Source organism: Enterobacter sp. WPR_3_1, assembly GCF_003635055.1.
In the GTDB taxonomy this organism is placed as follows: Bacteria; Pseudomonadota; Gammaproteobacteria; order Enterobacterales; family Enterobacteriaceae; genus Enterobacter; species Enterobacter ludwigii.
This window is the reverse complement of record NZ_RBXU01000013.1, coordinates 121,687-141,361: the sequence shown is the minus strand read 5'-3', so window position 1 is coordinate 141,361 and position 19,675 is coordinate 121,687. Positions and strand designations below refer to the sequence as shown.

The window sequence follows — 19,675 nt, the reverse complement described above, 5'->3', positions numbered from 1 at the left end:
TAATAATTTTAACAGGAAAGACTAACGGGGTTAGCTCTGCTCACGTTGATGAAGCAACGAAATAGTCGGTTGCCCGATTTACGCCATTTCTGCAAATCTTGCGCATTAATGCCGTAGCTGCTGAACAACATAAAGGTGTCATCCAGGTATTCATCAATTTGCTCAATCAGCTTATTATCTTCATTGTACTTAATTTTATAATTAAGTGCGAAGGTTGCAATATGCTCGATCAACTCGTTTAACTGTAAATTGATGGCAGACGTTGGGTCGTTTACCCAGCCATGGTTACTTTCATCAAGATTGGCAAGGCAGTCATGGTACAAGGATTCGCAGAGAAATTTCAACTGCGCGATATCATGCCTTTTTGGCGAGTACTCGTCCATAGCGCATCCCCTTCTGAGTGATTTCTTACTCACCGAACATCATGTCGGGATGGATACAACATACTTAGCCGCACGGGTGCTGTGTTCCTGATAACTCTAACTATAATCCACTCTGATCAAGATTTCACCGCGCTATTACGAAAAATTACAAATAAAAGCACTGACTGCGAGCCTTTACGCAAATGTGCCTTCAGCGCTAAACATTTTTATCCAGATTAACGCGGAACTTTTTTCGCTCCCTTACGTTTCATTGGCTTAGCGTAAACAATCCTAAGATGTCCAAATCCGGAGTTCTCTTTGTCTGAAGATATGGTTAGGAATATTCCTAATCACTTAAGCAGGGAAATGAAATTAAAAAAATCCTGAATTCAGCGATTACGTTATCAGTTAATTATGATATGTCATTGTAGGCGGCAGGAAATAAATAGAAGCACAATAAGCCTATTTTATGATTTTTTTCCGAAAAAGAAAAAGGCCGCTAATGCGGCCTTTTTATCATGTGAAACCGGTATCAGTGCGGTTCTACCGAATGACTGTGCTCAATATCTTCATTCTTGCGGCTAAAGCGGCGGCGAACCACCACGAAGAATACCGGAACGAAGAAGATAGCAAGTACGGTTGCGGTAACCATACCCCCCATAACGCCTGTACCGACGGCGTTCTGTGCACCGGAACCCGCACCGGTACTGATAACCAGCGGCATTACCCCGAGGATAAATGCCAGTGATGTCATCAGGATTGGGCGCAGACGCATACGCACCGCGTCAAGCGTCGCCTCAATCAGGCCTTTACCTTCTTTCTCCATCAGATCTTTGGCGAATTCAACGATAAGTATCGCGTTCTTCGCCGACAAGCCAATGGTTGTCAGCAGGCCCACCTGGAAGTACACGTCGTTGGTTAATCCACGGAACGTTGCCGCAAGCAGCGCACCGATAACCCCCAGTGGCACCACCAGCATAACGGAGAACGGAATCGACCAGCTCTCATACAGTGCCGCCAGACACAGGAAGACCACAATCAGTGAAATGGCGTACAGGGCAGGGGCCTGGTTACCGGACAGACGTTCCTGGTAGGACATACCGGTCCAGTCATAGCCGATACCCGCAGGCAGTTTACCTGCCAGCTCTTCCATCAGGTTCATGGCTTCACCGGTGCTTCGGCCTGGTGCGGCCTGACCCAGGATCTCCATGGATGGCAGCCCGTTATAACGTTCCAGACGCGGCGAACCGTATTCCCAGTGCGACGTAGAGAAGGATGAGAACGGCACCATCTGACCGTTGTTGCCGCGAACGTACCAGTTGTTGATATCGTTCGGTAACATACGGTATTGCGCTTCTGACATCACGTACACTTTCTTCACACGACCACGGTCGATGAAGTCGTTGACGTAGCTACCGCCCCAGGCCGCGCCCAGCGTGGTATTGATGTCACTGATGGAAACGCCCAGTGCCTGTGCTTTCTCCTGATCGATGTCGATTTTGTACTGAGGCGTATCTTCCAGACCGTTAGGACGCACGCCGACCAGAAGGTCAGGGTGTTTCGCCACTTCACCGAACAACTGGTTACGTGCCTGCGTCAGTTTTTCATGACCCAGACCGCCCTGGTCAATCAGCTGGAAGTCGAAACCTGTCGCTGTCCCCAGTTCAACAATCGCTGGCAGGTTAAAGGCGAAGACCATCGCATCTTTAATCTGTGAGAACGTGCCCATTGCACGGCCAGTAATCGCCTCAACTTTGTTCTCTTCGCCCGGACGTTCTGACCAGTCTTTCAGAGAAACGAAGGCAATACCGGTGTTCTGACCACGACCCGCAAAGCCAAAGCCGTTAACCGCAAACACGGATTCAACGTTAGCTTTCTCTTTGGTGAGGTAGTAATCCGTCACTTCATCCAGCACCTTCTGGGTACGTTCTTGCGAGGCACCCGCCGGCAGCTGTGCCATCGTCAGGAACACGCCCTGGTCTTCATCTGGCAGGAACGAGCTTGGCAGACGAACGAACAGATAGGCCATACCCACCACGATGATGATATAGAGCAGCAGGTAACGACCGGTGCTGCGCAGGATGTTACCCACGCTGTCGGTGTAGTGATGCGTGCTCTTATCAAACATGCGGTTAAACCAGCCGAAGAACCCTTTATGCTCGCCGTGACCGCCTTTCTGAACAGGTTTCAGCATGGTGGCACACAGTGCAGGCGTCAGGATCAATGCAACCAGTACCGACAGCGCCATCGCTGAGACAATGGTGATGGAGAACTGACGATAAATTGCACCGGTTGAGCCGCCGAAGAAGGCCATCGGGATAAATACCGCTGACAGTACCATCGCGATACCGACCAGCGCGCCCTGGATCTGGCCCATGGATTTACGGGTTGCTTCCTTCGGCGGTAGACCTTCTTCCGCCATGACACGCTCGACGTTTTCTACCACCACGATGGCGTCATCCACAAGCAAGCCGATGGCCAGCACCATCCCGAACATCGTCAGGGTGTTTATCGAGTAGCCAAAGATGGCCAGTATGGCGAAGGTCCCGAGCAATACGACCGGTACGGCGATGGTTGGGATCAGCGTCGCGCGGAAGTTTTGCAGGAACAGATACATGACCAGGAATACCAGGATGATCGCTTCTGCCAGGGTTTTAACCACTTCGTGAATCGAGATTTTGACGAACGGCGTGGTGTCATACGGATAAACGATCTTCAGGCCTGACGGGAAGAACGGTTCCATCTTCTTCAGTTCCGCACGGATAGCCGTTGCGGTGTCCAGGGCGTTAGCACCTGTCGCCAGTTTGATCCCGAGACCGGAAGCCGGCTTGCCGTTAAACTTCGCAATGATGTCGTAGTTTTCGCCACCCAGTTCCACTTTCGCCACGTCGCGCAGACGAACCTGTGAACCGTCCTGATTCACCTTCAGCAGAATTTTGCTGAACTCATCGGCGGAGGTCAGACGGGTCTGTGCGATGATCGAGGCGTTAAGCTGCTGGCCTTTCACCGGCGGGGTACCGCCTAACTGACCGGCGGCAACCTGGGCGTTCTGCGCTTTGATAGCGTTGATCACGTCCACCGGCGTCAGCTGGAAGTTGTTCAGTTTGTTCGGATCCATCCAGATACGCATCGCGTACTGAGAACCGAACAGCTGAACGTCACCCACACCAGACGTACGGCTGATGGCGTCCTTCATGTTGGCGCCCACGTAGTCGGAAATATCCTCCTGCGTCATGGTGCCGTTGGTGTTGATAACGCCAACAACCATCAGGAAGCTACTGGACGATTTCTCGACGCTCACACCCTGCTGTTGTACTTCTTGTGGCAGCAACGGCATGGCGAGCTGCAGTTTGTTCTGGACCTGAACCTGCGCGATGTCAGCATCAGTACCTGACTGGAAGGTCAGGGTGATCTGTACCGTACCGGTTGAGTCACTGTTTGAGGACATGTACATCAGGTTATCGATACCGTTCATGTTCTGTTCGATAACCTGTGTCACGGTGTCCTGCACCGTTTTTGCATCAGCCCCGGGGTAGGTTGCGGAAATTGTTACCGCCGGTGGCGCAATCGTTGGATATTGCGCGACAGGCAGCTTCAGGATCGCAAGTCCCCCAGCCAGCATGATGATTATGGCGATCACCCATGCAAATATGGGGCGATCGATAAAGAAATTAGGCATGTCTTAACGGCTCCTGTTTAAGTTAAGACTTGGTTTGTTCTGACTGGCCAGCGGCCGAAGCTTGTTGTTTATCGTCAGATTTCACTTCCTGTGCTTTGACCTGCGCGCCAGGACGAACTTTTTGCAAACCAGTAATAATCACGCGATCGCCATCTTTCAGACCTTCCGTCACCAGCCATTTATCGCCAATCGCCTGCGTGGCAGTGATGTTGCGCGTTTCGACTTTGTCATCAGCCCCGACAACCAGTGCACTCGCGTCGCCACGTGGCGTACGGGTGACACCCTGCTGAGGCACCAGAAGTGCGGTTGGGTTGGTGCCTTCTTCCAGACGCGCGCGAACGAACATACCAGGTAAGAGTGTCTTATCCGGGTTCGGGAAAATCGCACGTAAGGTGATGGAACCGGTGGTTTGGTCGACCGTCACATCGGAGAATTCCAGTGTGCCTGCCTGCGGGAACTTGATACCGTCATTGGTCACGAGCTCCACTTTGGCTTTACCGTTTTCCTGCTTCAGCGTGCCGTTTGCCAGCTCTTGTTTCAGGCGCAGGAAATCGTTGCTGGACTGGGTCACGTCAACGTAAATCGGATCAAGCTGCTGCACGGTAGCCAACGCGTTGGTCTGACCGTTCTGCACCAGCGCCCCTTCCGTGACGGAAGATTTACCAATGCGACCGCTGATTGGGGAGGTCACTTTGGTATAGGCGAGGTTGATACGCGCTGTTTCCACTGCAGCTTTCGCGGCAATCACGGCGGCGTTGGTCTGCTGTGCATCAGACAGGGCAGTGTCATAATCCTGTTGACTGATGTACTTGGTACCGAGCAGTTTTTTGTAACGGTTCAGCGTCAGTTGGGAGATTTTGGCTGCAGCTTCTGCTTTCGCCAGATCGCCTTTCGCGCTCTCATAGGAGGCCTGGTAGGTTGCCGGATCAATCTGATACAGAGACTCGCCAGCTTTCACTTCACCACCCTCGGTGAAGTTACGTTTCAGGATGATACCACTCACCTGAGGACGCACTTCTGCGATGCGGTATGCGCTGGTACGGCCCGGTAATTCTGTCGTTATCTGGAGAGGTTCGGACTTGAGCGTCACCACGCCAACTTCTGGCACCTGCTGAGCTCCTTGTTGAGCCTGTTTGTCGTCACATCCTGTTAGCGCTAAGCTGCCTGAGAGCATCAGAACGACCGCCAGAGGCGTTAACCCTCTGTTTTTGTTCATATGTAAACCTCGAGTGTCCGATTTCAAATTGATCAATGGTCCTGAGTCCAAAAACCCATTGCTGCGTTTATATTATCGTCATGCTATGGTACATACATTCACAAATGTATGTAAATCTGACTCCTGTAAATTCACTAACGTATGGCACGAAAAACCAAACAACAAGCGCTTGAAACCCGACAACACATTCTGGATGTGGCTATGCGTTTGTTTTCTCAGCAGGGTGTTTCGTCAACCTCGCTGGCGCAGATTGCTCAGGCCGCGGGCGTCACGCGGGGAGCGATTTACTGGCATTTTAAAGACAAGACAGATCTGTTCAGTGAAATCTGGCAACTCTCAGAGTCCAGCATTAGCGATCTTGAGACTGAGTATCGGGCAAAATTCCCCGAGGATCCACTCTCAGTATTAAGAGAAATATTAGTATATATCCTTGAAGCAACGGTAGTTGAAGAACGTCGCAGGTTAATGATGGAAATCATCTACCATAAATGCGAGTTGGTCGGAGAGATGGCGGTCGTCCAGCAGGCGCAGCGCAGCCTGTGTCTGGAAAGCTACGATCGCATTGAACAGGTCCTCACCCAGTGCATGCAGGCGAACCAGCTGCCGGCGACGTTAATGACCCGACGGGCGGCAGTCCTGATGCGCAGTTATATTTCCGGCCTGATGGAAAACTGGCTTTTCGCCCCGGACTCCTTTGACCTGAAGAACGAAGCCCGCAGCTATGTGGCTATTTTCCTGGAGATGTGCCAGCTCTCCCCGACGCTGCATGGCAAGTCAGGCTCGCTAACAGCCTGACGCGATTCCAGGATTTCTCTTAGAGGCTCACGTTCGCGCTATTCTGCTTCAGGCGAGCGTGATATCCTGCACGCCGGACTATTTTCGGTCATCTTCTGACATCATTCACAACTATGCTGCACACCAATCGCTCGCAACATCCTGTTCTTGTATTTTTATTGGCGACGCTGTTTTTCTTCGCAACGGCACCGCTTTCCTGGGCCCGCGCCGATAACAACAATGACATCCCTTCACGCAGTGATGTTCAGTCGCAACTCGACACCCTGAATAAACAAAAAGATCTCTCTGCTCTGGATAAGCTCGTTCAGCAGGATCTGACGGAGACGCTGGAAACGCTTGATAAAATTGAGCGTGTTAAAGCGGAAACCACACAGCTTCGGCAGAAAGTGGCGCAGGCGCCTGAAAACATGCGTAAGGCCACGGAATCGCTGAATGCCCTGAGCGATGTGGATAATGACGACGAAACCCGTAAAACGCTCGCGACCCTGTCATTGCGTCAGCTGGAATCGCGCGTCGCACAGCTGCTCGACGATCTGCAAACGGCACAGTCCGATCTCGGTACGTACAACAGCCAGCTTGTCTCCCTGCAAACCCAGCCCGAGCGCGTGCAAAATGCGATGTACGCCGCCTCTCAGCAGCTGCAGCAGATCCGCAACCGTCTGAACGGTACGTCGGTTGGCGAAGGCACCCTGCGCCCAACGCAGCAAACGCTGCTGCTGGTGCAGCAGGCCTTACTGAATGCGCAAATCGAACAGCAGCGTAAAAGCCTGGAAGGGAATACGGTGCTGCAGGATACGCTCCAGAAGCAGCGCGACTACGTAACGGCGAACATTAATCGTCTGGAACATCAGCTTCAGCTGTTGCAGGAGGCGGTTAACAGTAAGCGCCTTACGCTGACGGAGAAAACGGCTCAGGAAGCCGTCTCACCGGACGAAACTGCCCGCATTCAGGCGAACCCGCTGGTGAAACAGGAGCTCGAGGCTAACCATCAGCTGAGCCAGCGCCTGATACTGGCAACAGAAAGCGGTAACTCGCTGGTTCAGCAAAATATCAGAGTGAAAAACTGGCTGGACCGCGCGCTGCAGGCTGAACGCAACATTAAAGAGCAGATTGCGGTTCTGAAAGGCAGCCTGCTGCTGTCGCGTATTCTCTACCAGCAACAGCAGACGCTGCCGTCCGCCGATGAGCTCGAGGACATGACCAATCGCATTGCGGATTTGCGTCTGGAACAATTCGATGTGAACCAGCAGCGCGACGCCCTTTTCCAGAGCGATACATTTGTCGCCAAATTGGAAGAGGGCCATTCCAGTGAAGTGAACCCGGAAGTTCACGACGCCCTGCTGCAGGTTGTGGATATGCGCCGCGAGCTGCTCGACCAGCTCAACAAACAGCTCGGCAACCAGCTGATGATGGCGATTAACCTGCAGATCAACCAGCAACAGCTGGTGAGCGTGTCGAAAAGTCTGCAGGAGATCCTGACCCAGCAGATTTTCTGGGTTAACAGCAACAAGCCGATGGACTGGGACTGGATCAAATCCTTCCCTGAAACGCTGAAGGCGCAGATTAAGAGCATGAAAATCACCGTAAACTGGGAGAAAGCCTGGCCTGCGGTGATGATTGCCTTCCTGGCGGGGCTCCCGCTGCTGCTGATTGCCGGCCTGATCCGCTGGCGTCTGGGCTGGCTGAAGAAATACCAGGATAAGCTGGCGTCTGAAGTGGGGCAACTGCGTAACGACAGTCAGCTGCACACGCCAAAAGCGATTCTGATCGATCTGATCCGCGCGCTGCCGGTCTGCCTGATTATTCTGGCGGTGGGGCTTATCCTGCTGACGATGCAGCTCAACATCAGCGACCTGCTGTGGGCGTTCAGTAAAAAACTGGCCCTGTTCTGGCTGGTGTTTGGTGTGTGCTGGAAAGTGCTGGAAAAAGACGGCGTTGCGGTGCGTCATTTCAACATGCCTGCGCAACTGACCAGCCACTGGCGTCGTCAGATTGTACGCGTCAGCCTGGCGCTGTTGCCGCTGCACTTCTGGTCCGTTGTCGCTGAGCTGTCTCCGCTGCACCTGATGGACGATGTCATGGGCCAGCTGGTTATTTTGCTGAACCTGCTGCTCATTGCCATCCTGATGTGGCCGATGTGCCGCGACAGCTGGCGGGATAAAGAGTCTCACAACATTCGTCTGGCCACCGTGACGGTACTGGCGATTATTCCACTGGCACTGATGGTGCTCACGGCGACGGGGTACTTCTATACCACGTTGCGCCTGTCCGGACGCTGGATTGAAACCGTCTATCTGGTGATCGTCTGGAACCTGCTCTATCAGACCGTACTGCGCGGCCTGAGCGTGGCGGCTCGCCGCATAGCTTATCGTCGTGCCATCGCGCGTCGCCAGCATCAGGTGAAGGAGGGGGCCGAAGGCGCGGAGCCACAGGAAGAGCCCACCATCGCGCTGGAGCAGGTTAACCAGCAGACACTGCGTATCACCATGCTGGTAATGATCGCGCTGTTTGCGGTGATGTTCTGGGCGATCTGGTCTGATTTAATCACCGTCTTCGCCTACCTCGACAGTATCACCCTCTGGCAATACAACGGCACCGAAGCGGGCGCCGCGGTAATGAAAAGCGTGACCATGGGCAGCCTGCTCTTTGCCCTGGTGTCGTCAGTGGTTGCCTGGGCGTTGATTCGAAACCTGCCAGGCCTGCTTGAAGTGCTGGTGCTGTCGCGTCTGAACCTGCGTCAGGGGGCGTCGTATGCCATCACCACCATCCTCAACTACGTCATTATTATTGTCGGGGCGATGACGGTCTTTGGCTCGCTTGGCGTGTCGTGGGATAAACTGCAGTGGCTGGCGGCCGCGCTCTCTGTCGGTCTTGGTTTTGGCTTGCAGGAGATCTTCGGTAACTTTGTTTCCGGCCTGATCATCCTGTTCGAACGTCCGGTACGTATCGGTGATACCGTCACCATCGGCACCTTCTCGGGAACGGTCAGCAAGATCCGTATTCGTGCCACCACCATCACCGACTTCGATCGCAAAGAGGTGATCATCCCGAACAAAGCGTTCGTCACCGAGCGACTGATCAACTGGTCGCTCTCTGACACTACAACGCGCGTCGTCATTCGACTGGGTGTGGCCTACGGCTCCGATCTGGATAAAGTGAAAGAGGTGTTGTTAAAAGCCGCGAAATCGCATCCTAAGGTGATGCACGAGCCCGCCCCAGATGTGTTCTTCACCACCTTTGGGCCGAGCACGCTGGATCACGAGCTGCGGTTATACGTGCGTGAGCTGCGCGATCGCAGCTACACCGTGGATGAGCTGAACCGCACTATCGATCGTCTGTGCCGTGAAAACAACATTAATATCGCCTTCAACCAGCTTGAAGTTCACCTGCGTAACGAGAAAGGTGATGAGCATACGGAAGTGAAGCGCGAGATTCAGGGTGACGATCCTACTCCGGCGTAATTCAGGTTCCCTCTCCCGGTGGGAGAGGGGCAGGGTGAAGGCGACTGGCCTTCACCTTGCCTTCAAAATCCGTCTTCACTATCTCAAGTGCTTTCAGCACCGTCTGGGCGGGGATGTCATGATTCTCCAGCAGCATAATCAAATCGACGGCCAGCTTGACCTCATCCGGTGCATTTTCCAGTGACATTTACGGCTCCTGTTAACGGGTCAGACGTTCAATGACGCGTTCAATTTCATCCAGTGCCTGACGGCAACGAACGATGCGGCCCTCCAGGGCGCTAATCTCTCGCATTAATAACTGCTGCTCTTCCAGCGTCTCGCTTGCGTTCAGGCGCGTTTCCCGCTCCTGCTTCATCTCAAACAGACGGCGTGCAAATTCCTGGTTCTCCAGCCGCTTGCGCTGCCATTTACCGAGACCCGGCGACGCGCTGTCCCAGACGCGTAGCGGCCAGGCGGTCATTTCACGGTGCAGGGCGGTGATCTGCTCGGTGAGATGTTCCGCAAGCCAGGCGACCTGTTGCTGTTGATTGTTCTCAACCGCGTGGCGCAACTCATCAAGATTCGTCTGCGCCTCAGCAACATAATCCTGGATGCGCGTGCTGCGGGTACGAAAAAGCTGCCGGTCAAAGCGCGGCTTCAGCGTAGCATGCCCCATTAACGGCGTAGCCTGCGCGCGCAGGGTGGACAGCTGATTTTGCAGCGTCTCCAGAAGCAGGGCTGTTTTCAATACGCTCTCCAGTGGTAAAGTAGCCGTTCAGTTTGATAACGATTCGCATTATGCAGCGTACTATTTTAATCATCATTGGCTGGCTCGCGGTAGTGTTAGGCACGCTGGGCGTGGTTTTGCCCTTATTGCCCACCACGCCTTTTATCCTGCTGGCAGCCTGGTGCTTCGCCCGTTCATCGCCGCGCTTTCACCACTGGCTGCTGTACCGCTCCTGGTTTGGCGGCTATTTGCGCCACTGGCAAAAACATCGGGCAATGCCGCCCGGTGCGAAGCCGCGTGCGATCGCGGTGATCCTGATTACCTTTGCCATTTCATTATGGCTGGTGAAAATGATGTGGGTGCGCATTCTGTTGCTGACGATCCTCGCCTGTCTGCTTTTCTTTATGTGGCGGATCCCCGTGGTTGATGAAAAGCAACAAAAGCACTGAAGCCTTATAATGGCTGTTGCAATTATTGCGCGCAGCCAGTAAATTCGACCGTTTTCGAGCACAGCTGCGCCTGGTCAAAGGTTAAACAATTGTTACCCTGGCCGACTCGTTGCGCGCTGTGAGTAACACTGTTTCATTTAGGCACAAACCGATGACCGCAACTGCACAGCAGCTTGAATATCTGAAAAACAGCATCAAAAGTATCCAGGACTATCCAAAGCCTGGCATTCTTTTCCGTGATGTCACCAGCTTGCTGGAAGACCCGAAAGCGTACGCGCTCAGCATTGAACTGCTGGTCGAGCGTTATAAAAACGCCGGGATCACCAAAGTAGTGGGTACCGAAGCCCGTGGATTCCTGTTTGGCGCGCCGGTCGCGCTGGCAATGGGTGTTGGCTTTGTGCCGGTGCGTAAACCGCGCAAACTGCCGCGTGAAACCATCGCAGAGAGCTACGAACTGGAGTACGGCACCGATCAGCTGGAAATCCACGTTGATGCGATCAAGCCTGGCGATAAAGTGCTGGTGGTTGACGATCTGCTGGCGACCGGCGGCACGATTGAAGCGACCGTGAAGCTGATCCGTCGTCTGGGTGGTGAAGTGACCGACGCGGCATTCATCATTAACCTGTTTGACCTGGGTGGCGAACAGCGCCTGGAAAAACAGGGCATTACCAGCTACAGCCTGGTGCCTTTCCCGGGTCATTAATCCCGGTTTTCACAACCTCGCTCAATGGGTGAGGTTGTGATAGCATTCCCCTCCATAAATTCACCTTCCAGCGTTGCAGAGCCTGCCCATGAGTTATCAGGTGTTAGCCCGTAAATGGCGACCACAAACCTTTGCTGACGTTGTCGGTCAGGAGCATGTGCTGACGGCCCTGGCGAACGGCTTGTCGCTAGGTCGCATCCATCACGCTTATCTTTTCTCCGGCACCCGCGGCGTCGGTAAGACCTCTATTGCCCGTTTGCTGGCAAAAGGTCTGAACTGCGAAACCGGGATCACCGCCACGCCGTGCGGCGTGTGTGACAACTGCCGTGAAATTGAGCAGGGGCGCTTTGTCGATCTGATTGAGATCGACGCCGCCTCGCGCACGAAAGTGGAAGATACCCGCGATCTGCTCGACAACGTGCAGTACGCGCCGGCGCGTGGCCGCTTCAAGGTCTACCTGATCGATGAAGTGCACATGCTGTCACGCCACAGTTTCAACGCCCTGCTGAAAACGCTGGAAGAGCCGCCCGCGCATGTGAAATTCCTGCTGGCGACCACCGATCCGCAAAAGCTGCCGGTCACTATTTTGTCGCGCTGCCTGCAGTTCCATCTGAAGGCGCTGGACGTCGAGCAGATCCGCGCTCAGCTTGAACATATTCTTGATGAAGAGAAGATTGTCCACGAACCGCGCGCCCTGCAGCTGCTGGCCCGCGCGGCAGACGGCAGCCTTCGTGATGCCTTAAGTCTCACCGACCAGGCGATTGCCAGCGGTGACGGTAAACTCTCGACCGACGCGGTCAGCACCATGCTCGGCACGCTGGATGACGATCAGGCGCTTTCTCTCATCGAAGCGATGATTTCCGCCAACGGTGAACGCGTCATGTCGCTGGTGAACGCCGCGGCTGCCCGGGGCATTGAATGGGAAGCGCTGTTGGTTGAGATGCTGAGTCTGCTGCACCGCGTGGCGATGCTGCAGCTTTCTCCGTCCGCCATCGGTGCCGATATGGCGGTTATTGAACACCGGATGCGTGAACTTGCGCGCACCGTCCCACCGGCTGACGTGCAGCTTTATTACCAGACGCTGCTGATTGGCCGCAAAGAGCTGCCGTTTGCGCCGGATCCCCGGATGGGCGTTGAAATGACCCTGCTGCGTGCGCTGGCGTTCCATCCGCGCATGCCTCTGCCGGAGCCGGAAGTGCCCCGACAGTCTTTTGCTCCGGTCGCCCCCACTGCGGTGATGTCGCCTCAGCAGGTGCCACCGCAGCCGACGGCTCCCCCGCAGCAGAACGTACCGCTGCCGGAGGCCACCAGTTCGGTGCTTGCCGCACGAAGCCAGTTGCAACGTGCTCAGGGAGCAACCAAACCAAAAAAGAGTGAACCGGCAGCGCCAGGAAGAGCGCGGCCGGTGAACAACGCCGCGCTTGAACGACTGGCTTCGGTTACGGAGCGCGTTCAGTCGCGCCCTGCACCGTCCGCGCTCGAGCAAAAAGCCCCGGTGAAAGAAGAGGCTTACCGCTGGAAGGCAACGACCCTCGTTGAAGAAGTGAAAGAAGAAGTTGCCACACCGAAAGCGCTAAAAAAGGCGCTGGAGCATGAAAAAACACCTGAGCTTTCCGCGAAACTTGCCGAAGAGTCTATTGAGCGTGACGCGTGGGCCGCAGAGGTCAGTAAACTGCAGTTGCCGAAGCTGGTTGAGCAGGTCGCGCTGAATGCCTGGAAAGAGCAGGACGGTCATCAGGTACGTTTACACCTGCGACCGGGTCAGCGGCACCTGAATTCCCCTGGCGCGCAAAAAGCGCTGGCCGAGGCGCTCACCGCATTACACGGTGCACCGGTTGAATTGACTATCATTGAAGATGATAATCCGGCGGTGCGAACGCCACTGGAATGGCGTCAGGCGATTTATGAAGAGAAGCTCGCGCAAGCGCGCGAGTCGATTATCGCGGATAACAATATCCAGACTCTGCGCCGGTTCTTCGACGCCGATCTGGATGAAGAGAGTATTCGCCCCATTTGATCGTGAGTCTGACTTACGGTTGTAATCCTTAAACGTGAAAGAAGAGAGAAGCCTATGTTTGGTGGAAAAGGCGGTCTGGGTGGCCTGATGAAGCAGGCTCAGCAGATGCAGGAAAAAATGCAGAAGATGCAGGAAGAGATCGCTCAGCTGGAAGTCACGGGTGAATCCGGTGCCGGTCTGGTCAAGGTGACCATCAACGGTGCGCATAACTGCCGTCGCGTTGAAATCGACCCAAGCCTGCTCGAAGACGACAAAGACATGCTGGAAGATCTGGTTGCAGCCGCGTTTAACGATGCTGCGCGCCGTATCGATGAAACTCAGAAAGAGAAAATGGCCTCTGTTTCCAGCGGTATGCAACTGCCGCCTGGCTTCAAGATGCCATTCTGATGCAAACCAGTCCGCTGCTCACGCAGTTAATGGAAGCACTGCGCTGTCTGCCGGGTGTCGGCCCGAAGTCGGCGCAGCGCATGGCGTTTACGCTATTGCAGCGCGACCGCAGCGGCGGGATGCGCCTGGCGCAGGCTTTGACCCGTGCCATGTCAGAAATTGGTCACTGTGCGGATTGCCGTACCTTTACCGAGCAGGACGTGTGTAACATCTGCACTAATCCGCGTCGTCAGGAAAACGGTCAGATTTGCGTGGTGGAGAGTCCGGCGGACATCTATGCCATCGAACAGACCGGGCAGTTTTCTGGCCGCTATTTTGTGCTGATGGGGCATCTCTCCCCGCTGGACGGTATTGGCCCGGACGATATCGGTCTCGATCGCCTTGAACAGCGTCTTGAGTCCGAAACGATCAAAGAGGTGATCCTCGCCACCAACCCAACGGTGGAAGGGGAAGCTACGGCCAACTACATCGCCGAATTGTGCGCACAGTATGGCGTTGACGCCAGCCGCATCGCTCACGGCGTGCCAGTGGGCGGTGAGCTGGAGATGGTGGACGGCACCACGCTGTCCCACTCTCTGGCTGGACGTCACAAGATTATTTTCTGACCAAACGGAGGCTGCAATCGCGGCCTCCGCTTGAAATTCTCCCCTCGTATCCCCATCTCTCCCTCAACGTTTTAAAACCCCATTAAATGGCATTGTTGAGGTCGACATAGATGAAAGGACAAGAAACCCGTGGTTTCCAGTCAGAAGTAAAACAGCTTCTGCACCTGATGATCCATTCCCTGTATTCCAACAAAGAAATCTTCCTGCGTGAGCTGATTTCCAACGCCTCCGATGCGGCGGACAAGCTGCGCTTCCGCGCCCTGTCTAACCCGGATCTGTACGAAGGCGACGGAGAGCTGCGCGTGCGCGTCTCTTTCGATAAAGAGAACCGTACCCTGACTATCGCCGATAACGGCATTGGTATGAACCGCGACGAGGTCATCGACCATCTCGGGACCATTGCTAAATCCGGTACCAAAGCGTTCCTCGAATCAATGGGCTCCGATCAGGCGAAAGACAGCCAGCTGATCGGCCAGTTCGGTGTGGGCTTCTACTCGGCGTTCATCGTTGCGGACAAAGTCACCGTACGTACCCGCGCAGCAGGCGACAGTGCGGATCACGGCGTCTTCTGGGAATCTAAAGGCGAAGGCGAATACACCGTTGATGACATCACCAAAGCGGACCGCGGTACCGAAATCACCCTTCACCTGCGTGAAGGCGAAGATGATTTCCTGAATGACTGGCGCGTGCGCTCCATCATCAGCAAATACTCCGACCATATTGCCCTGCCGGTTGAGATTGAAAAACAGGAAGAGAAAGACGGTGAAACCGTGGTGTCCTGGGAGAAAATCAACAAGGCGCAGGCGCTGTGGACGCGCAATAAGTCTGAAATTAAAGACGACGAATACAACGAATTCTACAAACACATCGCCCACGACTTTACCGATCCGCTCACCTGGAGCCACAACCGTGTGGAAGGTAAGCAGGAGTACACCAGCCTGCTGTATATCCCGTCTCAGGCGCCGTGGGATATGTGGAACCGCGATCACAAGCACGGTCTGAAGCTGTACGTCCAGCGCGTGTTTATCATGGATGACGCCGAGCAGTTCATGCCGAACTACCTGCGCTTTGTGCGTGGCCTGATTGACTCCAACGATCTGCCGCTGAACGTCTCCCGTGAAATTCTGCAGGACAGCACCGTCACCCGCAACCTGCGTAATGCACTGACCAAACGTGCGCTGCAGATGCTGGAAAAACTGGCGAAAGACGATGCAGAAAAATACCAGACCTTCTGGAAACAGTTCGGTCTGGTGCTGAAAGAGGGCCCTGCGGAAGATACATCCAACGTAGAAACCATTGCTAAGCTGCTGCGTTTCGCTTCCACTCACACCGACTCCTCTGCGCAGACCGTGTCGCTGGAAGAGTACGTCTCCCGCATGAAAGAAGGGCAGGAGAAGATCTACTACATCACCGCCGACAGCTACGCCGCGGCGAAGAGCAGCCCACACCTCGAGCTGCTGCGTAAGAAAGGCATCGAAGTACTGCTGCTGTCTGACCGCATCGACGAGTGGATGATGAACTACCTGACCGAGTTCGACGGTAAGGCGTTCCAGTCCGTCGCCAAAGCCGATGAGTCGATCGATAAGCTGGCCGATGAAGTGGACGAAAGCGCGAAAGAAGCGGAGAAGGCGCTGGAGCCTTTCGTTGAGCGCGTGAAAACGCTGCTGGGCGATCGCGTGAAAGAGGTGCGTTTCACTCACCGTCTGACTGATACCCCGGCCATTGTCACCACGGATGCGGATGAAATGAGCACCCAGATGGCGAAACTGTTCGCCGCGGCGGGCCAGGCGATGCCAGAAGTGAAGTATATCTTCGAGCTGAACCCGGATCACCCGCTGGTGAAACGCGCGGCGGATACGCAGGACGAAGCACGCTTCGCCGAGTGGGTTGAGCTTCTGCTGGATCAGTCTCTGCTGGCCGAGCGCGGCACGCTGGAAGATCCTAACCTGTTCATTAAACGTGTGAATGCGCTGCTGCTGGCGTAATTGACCCGCCTCCCCCTGGTCTTCTCCCTCTCCTGTGGGAGAGGACCGGGGGAGGGCACCAGACCGCTCCTTCCCGTTAATCTCCCTTCATTAACCGTTTCAGCCCGCCTGCCTTCCTTGAGCCATATCCGTTCTGGTGGTATTGTTTAGCGCTTTTGAAAAATTGAATCGACTTTTGAGGGGATTTTCGCAATGCGTATTATTCTGCTTGGCGCTCCGGGCGCGGGTAAAGGAACTCAGGCTCAGTTCATCATGGAGAAATACGGTATTCCGCAAATCTCCACCGGTGATATGCTGCGCGCCGCTGTTAAATCTGGCTCCGAGCTGGGTAAACAAGCGAAAGACATCATGGACGCAGGCAAGCTGGTGACCGACGAGCTGGTTATCGCTCTGGTCAAAGAGCGCATTGCTCAGGAAGACTGCCGTAACGGTTTCCTGCTGGACGGCTTCCCACGCACCATTCCTCAGGCTGATGCCATGAAAGAAGCGGGCATCAACGTGGACTACGTGCTCGAGTTCGACGTGCCGGACGAGCTGATCGTTGACCGTATTGTTGGTCGTCGCGTACACGCTGCCTCTGGCCGCGTTTACCACATCAAATTCAACCCACCTAAGGTTGAAGGTAAAGATGACGTTACCGGTGAAGAGCTGACCACCCGTAAAGACGATCAGGAAGAGACCGTACGTAAACGTCTGGTGGAATACCATCAGATGACCGCTCCGCTGATCGGTTATTACACCAAAGAAGCGCAGGCGGGTAACACCAAATACGCGAAAGTTGACGGCACCAAAGCCGTTGCTGACGTTCGTGCAGAGCTGGAAAAAATCCTCGGCTAATTGCACCTCTCTCACCCGGGCTCTCCGGGTGAGAAAAATTCTCATCTTACCTATTGCAGCAATGGGTTTCGTTTAAACGCTTTTCCGCTACAATTGAAAACCATTCAAATGGTTAAGAGGCGTGAATGAGTCAGGCGAAAACCGGCATCCTGCTTGCCAATCTGGGTACACCAGATGCACCGACATCAGAAGCGGTAAAACGCTACCTGCGACAATTTTTAAGCGACACGCGCGTCGTGGATACCCCAAGACTGTTGTGGTGGCCGCTGCTGCGTGGCGTCATTCTGCCGATTCGTGCCCCACGTGTAGCAAAGCTTTATCAGTCCGTCTGGATGGAAGAGGGCTCACCGCTGATGGTGTATAGCCGTCGGCAGGAAAAAGCGCTGGCCGCCCGCCTGCCGGATATGCCTGTCGCGCTGGGCATGAGCTACGGTAAACCGTCACTGGAAAGCGCGGTCGACTCGCTGCTGGCGCAGGGCGTCGACCACATTGTGGTACTCGCCCTTTATCCGCAGTACTCCTGCTCGACGGTTGCCGCCGTCTGGGATGAGCTGGCACGTATTCTGGCGACCCGCCGCCGTATTCCTGGCGTGACCTTTATTCGCGATTACGCCGATAACGAACGCTATATTAAAGCGCTTGCCAGTAGCGCGCGCGCGTCGTTTGAAAAACATGGCGAGCCGGATCTGCTGTTGCTCTCCTATCACGGGATCCCGCAGCGCTTCGCCAATGAAGGGGATGATTACCCGCAGCGCTGCCGCGATACTACCCGTGAGCTGGTCTCAGCCCTCGGCCTGCCGCCAGAGAAAGTGATGATGACCTTCCAGTCGCGTTTTGGTCGCGAGCCGTGGTTAACGCCTTACACCGACGAAACCCTCAAAATGCTCGGTGAGAAGGGCGTGAAACATATTCAGGTGATGTCACCCGGTTTCTCCGCCGACTGTCTGGAAACGCTGGAAGAGATTGCCGTGCAGAACAGAGAGTTCTTCCTCGAGGCGGGCGGGACGAAATACGAATACATTCCGGCCCTTAACGACTCGCCTGAGCATATCGAGATGATGGTGTCGCTGGTGACAAACAGCCGCTGATCGCACTATGGGCCGGGTTTGTGCTACCATTCCCGGCCCATAATCCTTGCACAGTTCAGACCCATGAAATTTCCCGGTAAACGCAAATCTAAACACTACTTTCCCGTTGATGCCCGCGATCCGCTCCTGCAGCAAATCCAGCCGGAAAATGAAACCAGCGCCGCATGGGTCGTCGGTATCGATCAGACGCTGGTGGACATTGAAGCTAAAGTGGATGATGCGTTTGTCGCTCGTTACGGTCTGAGCGCCGGTCACTCGCTGGTGATTGAGGACGATGTTGCCGAAGCCCTGTATCAGGAGCTGACGCGCGAAAACCTGATCACCCATCAGTTTGCCGGTGGCACTATCGGCAACACCATGCACAACTACTCGGTGCTTGCCGACGACCGCTCTGTGTTATTGGGCGTCATGTGCAGCAACATCGAAATTGGTGGCTACGCCTACCGTTACCTGTGCAATACCTCCAGCCGCACCGATCTGAACTACCTTCAGGGCGTTGACGGGCCGATTGGCCGCTGCTTCACGCTGATCAGCGATTCCGGCGAACGTACCTTTGCCATCAGCCCCGGCCACATGAATAAGCTGCGTGCAGAGAGCATTCCGGAAGCGGTGATAGCGGGCGCGTCTGCACTGGTGCTGACGTCGTATCTGGTGCGCTGTAAACCCGGCGAGCCGATGCCGGAAGCCACCATGAAAGCGATTGAGTACGCGAAGAAATACAATGTGCCGGTCGTTCTGACGCTGGGCACCAAATTCGTGATAGCCGACAACCCCGAGTGGTGGCAGGCCTTCCTGAAGGAACACGTCTCGATTCTGGCGATGAACGAAGAAGAGGCTGAAGCGTTGACCGGCGAGAGCGATCCGCTGCTGGCCTCCGATAAAGCGCTCGACTGGGTCGATCTGGTGCTCTGCACTGCCGGACCGGTAGGGCTATATATGGCAGGCTTCACGGAAGAAGAGAGCAAACGCAAAACGCAGCATCCACTGCTGCCAGGCGCCATTGCCGAGTTTAACCAGTACGAGTTCAGCCGCGCGATTCGCCATAAAGATTGCGAAAACCCGCTGCGTATTTACTCCCACATCGCGCCGTATATGGGCGGGCCAGAAAAGATCATGAACACCAATGGCGCGGGAGATGGCGCACTGGCGGCGCTGCTGCATGACATCACTGCGAATGCCTACCATAAAACCAACGTCCCGAATTCCAGCAAGCACAAATTCAACTGGCTGACCTATTCGTCGCTGGCGCAGGTGTGTAAGTACGCGAACCGCGTGAGTTATCAGGTGCTGAACCAGCACTCGCCGCGCTTAACCCGCGGTCTGCCGGAAAGGGAAGATAGCCTCGAAGAAGCCTACTGGGACCGATAAAGGCAAAACGGCAACCT

The 19,675-nt window shown here is 54.9% G+C and carries 16 protein-coding genes and 1 other annotated feature; of the genes, 11 read left to right on the top strand and 5 right to left on the bottom strand.

The window, feature by feature from the left end; translation table 11 throughout:
- Positions 1-8: 8 nt before the first annotated feature.
- From tomB to acrA, 3 genes are all read right to left on the bottom strand, one after another.
- A complete protein-coding gene (tomB, locus tag BJ887_RS18765) occupies positions 9-383 on the bottom strand; it encodes an Hha toxicity modulator TomB (RefSeq protein ID WP_020885187.1) in 375 nt (124 codons plus the stop codon).
- A 511-nt stretch (positions 384-894) separates the two neighbouring features.
- Positions 895-4,041, bottom strand: coding sequence for a multidrug efflux RND transporter permease subunit AcrB (gene acrB, locus BJ887_RS18760; protein WP_014168904.1), 3,147 nt, complete (start codon positions 4,039-4,041; stop codon positions 895-897).
- Positions 4,042-4,063: 22 nt separating this feature from the next.
- On the bottom strand, positions 4,064-5,257 hold the full coding sequence (gene acrA / locus BJ887_RS18755; RefSeq protein ID WP_020885186.1) for a multidrug efflux RND transporter periplasmic adaptor subunit AcrA: 1,194 nt from the start codon (positions 5,255-5,257) through the stop codon (positions 4,064-4,066).
- A 141-nt stretch (positions 5,258-5,398) separates the two neighbouring features.
- Here acrA and acrR point away from each other — a divergent pair, with 141 nt between their 5' ends.
- Positions 5,399-6,052 carry a multidrug efflux transporter transcriptional repressor AcrR gene (gene acrR, locus BJ887_RS18750; protein WP_014168906.1) on the top strand — a complete coding sequence of 218 codons (654 nt, stop codon included), beginning with the start codon at positions 5,399-5,401 and terminating at the stop codon, positions 6,050-6,052.
- Between the two features lie 113 nt (positions 6,053-6,165).
- On the top strand, positions 6,166-9,513 hold the full coding sequence (gene mscK / locus BJ887_RS18745) for a mechanosensitive channel MscK (RefSeq protein WP_014168907.1): 3,348 nt from the start codon (positions 6,166-6,168) through the stop codon (positions 9,511-9,513).
- A 1-nt stretch (position 9,514) separates the two neighbouring features.
- On the opposite strand, the gene rsmS is transcribed toward mscK, so the two are convergent.
- Both rsmS and priC read right to left on the bottom strand, forming a co-directional pair.
- Positions 9,515-9,700 (bottom strand): pleiotropic regulatory protein RsmS, encoded by a 186-nt coding sequence (gene rsmS, locus BJ887_RS18740; RefSeq protein ID WP_020885184.1) that lies wholly within the window; start codon positions 9,698-9,700, stop codon positions 9,515-9,517.
- A gap of 12 nt (positions 9,701-9,712) precedes the next feature.
- The gene (priC, locus tag BJ887_RS18735) at positions 9,713-10,240 is read right to left on the bottom strand and encodes a primosomal replication protein N'' (protein ID WP_032677540.1); all 528 of its coding nucleotides are present in this window, start codon (positions 10,238-10,240) and stop codon (positions 9,713-9,715) included.
- Positions 10,241-10,290: 50 nt separating this feature from the next.
- On the opposite strand from priC, the gene BJ887_RS18730 reads away from it, so the two are divergent.
- The 9 genes from BJ887_RS18730 (at position 10,291) to BJ887_RS18690 (ending at position 19,658) form a co-directional block, all read left to right on the top strand.
- Positions 10,291-10,668: a DUF454 family protein gene (locus BJ887_RS18730; protein WP_020885182.1), complete on the top strand. Its 378-nt coding sequence runs from the start codon at positions 10,291-10,293 to the stop codon at positions 10,666-10,668.
- A gap of 151 nt (positions 10,669-10,819) precedes the next feature.
- A complete protein-coding gene (apt, locus tag BJ887_RS18725; RefSeq protein WP_000127359.1) occupies positions 10,820-11,371 on the top strand; it encodes an adenine phosphoribosyltransferase in 552 nt (183 codons plus the stop codon).
- A gap of 88 nt (positions 11,372-11,459) precedes the next feature.
- Positions 11,460-13,388, top strand: coding sequence for a DNA polymerase III subunit gamma/tau (gene dnaX / locus BJ887_RS18720; protein ID WP_047744116.1), 1,929 nt, complete (start codon positions 11,460-11,462; stop codon positions 13,386-13,388).
- Positions 12,718-12,782 (top strand) — a sequence feature (DnaX frameshifting element). It overlaps the preceding gene by 65 nt.
- Positions 13,389-13,442: 54 nt before the next feature.
- On the top strand, positions 13,443-13,775 hold the full coding sequence (locus tag BJ887_RS18715) for a YbaB/EbfC family nucleoid-associated protein (protein ID WP_010428194.1): 333 nt from the start codon (positions 13,443-13,445) through the stop codon (positions 13,773-13,775).
- Positions 13,775-14,380, top strand: a complete 606-nt coding sequence (recR, locus tag BJ887_RS18710) for a recombination mediator RecR (protein WP_006809843.1) — start codon at positions 13,775-13,777, stop codon at positions 14,378-14,380. The genes BJ887_RS18715 and recR overlap by 1 nt, the downstream gene beginning before the upstream one ends.
- A 110-nt stretch (positions 14,381-14,490) precedes the next feature.
- A complete protein-coding gene (gene htpG / locus BJ887_RS18705; protein WP_020885180.1) occupies positions 14,491-16,365 on the top strand; it encodes a molecular chaperone HtpG in 1,875 nt (624 codons plus the stop codon).
- Between the two features lie 192 nt (positions 16,366-16,557).
- Entirely contained in the window at positions 16,558-17,202 is a 645-nt protein-coding gene (adk, locus tag BJ887_RS18700) for an adenylate kinase (protein WP_006809841.1), read from the top strand.
- A gap of 125 nt (positions 17,203-17,327) precedes the next feature.
- Positions 17,328-18,290, top strand: a complete 963-nt coding sequence (gene hemH / locus BJ887_RS18695) for a ferrochelatase (RefSeq protein WP_025204839.1) — start codon at positions 17,328-17,330, stop codon at positions 18,288-18,290.
- 63 nt (positions 18,291-18,353) lie between these two features.
- Positions 18,354-19,658, top strand: coding sequence for an inosine/guanosine kinase (locus BJ887_RS18690; RefSeq protein WP_020885178.1), 1,305 nt, complete (start codon positions 18,354-18,356; stop codon positions 19,656-19,658).
- Positions 19,659-19,675: the final 17 nt, after the last annotated feature.

Coding starts and splice junctions, on each gene's coding strand:
- tomB (WP_020885187.1), bottom strand. CDS start 383: ATGGACGAGTACTCGCCAAAAAGGCATGATATCGCGCAGTTGAAATTT.
- acrB (WP_014168904.1), bottom strand. CDS start 4,041: ATGCCTAATTTCTTTATCGATCGCCCCATATTTGCATGGGTGATCGCC.
- acrA (WP_020885186.1), bottom strand. CDS start 5,257: ATGAACAAAAACAGAGGGTTAACGCCTCTGGCGGTCGTTCTGATGCTC.
- acrR (WP_014168906.1), top strand. CDS start 5,399: ATGGCACGAAAAACCAAACAACAAGCGCTTGAAACCCGACAACACATT.
- mscK (WP_014168907.1), top strand. CDS start 6,166: ATGCTGCACACCAATCGCTCGCAACATCCTGTTCTTGTATTTTTATTG.
- rsmS (WP_020885184.1), bottom strand. CDS start 9,700: ATGTCACTGGAAAATGCACCGGATGAGGTCAAGCTGGCCGTCGATTTG.
- BJ887_RS18730 (WP_020885182.1), top strand. CDS start 10,291: ATGCAGCGTACTATTTTAATCATCATTGGCTGGCTCGCGGTAGTGTTA.
- apt (WP_000127359.1), top strand. CDS start 10,820: ATGACCGCAACTGCACAGCAGCTTGAATATCTGAAAAACAGCATCAAA.
- dnaX (WP_047744116.1), top strand. CDS start 11,460: ATGAGTTATCAGGTGTTAGCCCGTAAATGGCGACCACAAACCTTTGCT.
- BJ887_RS18715 (WP_010428194.1), top strand. CDS start 13,443: ATGTTTGGTGGAAAAGGCGGTCTGGGTGGCCTGATGAAGCAGGCTCAG.
- recR (WP_006809843.1), top strand. CDS start 13,775: ATGCAAACCAGTCCGCTGCTCACGCAGTTAATGGAAGCACTGCGCTGT.
- htpG (WP_020885180.1), top strand. CDS start 14,491: ATGAAAGGACAAGAAACCCGTGGTTTCCAGTCAGAAGTAAAACAGCTT.
- adk (WP_006809841.1), top strand. CDS start 16,558: ATGCGTATTATTCTGCTTGGCGCTCCGGGCGCGGGTAAAGGAACTCAG.
- hemH (WP_025204839.1), top strand. CDS start 17,328: ATGAGTCAGGCGAAAACCGGCATCCTGCTTGCCAATCTGGGTACACCA.
- BJ887_RS18690 (WP_020885178.1), top strand. CDS start 18,354: ATGAAATTTCCCGGTAAACGCAAATCTAAACACTACTTTCCCGTTGAT.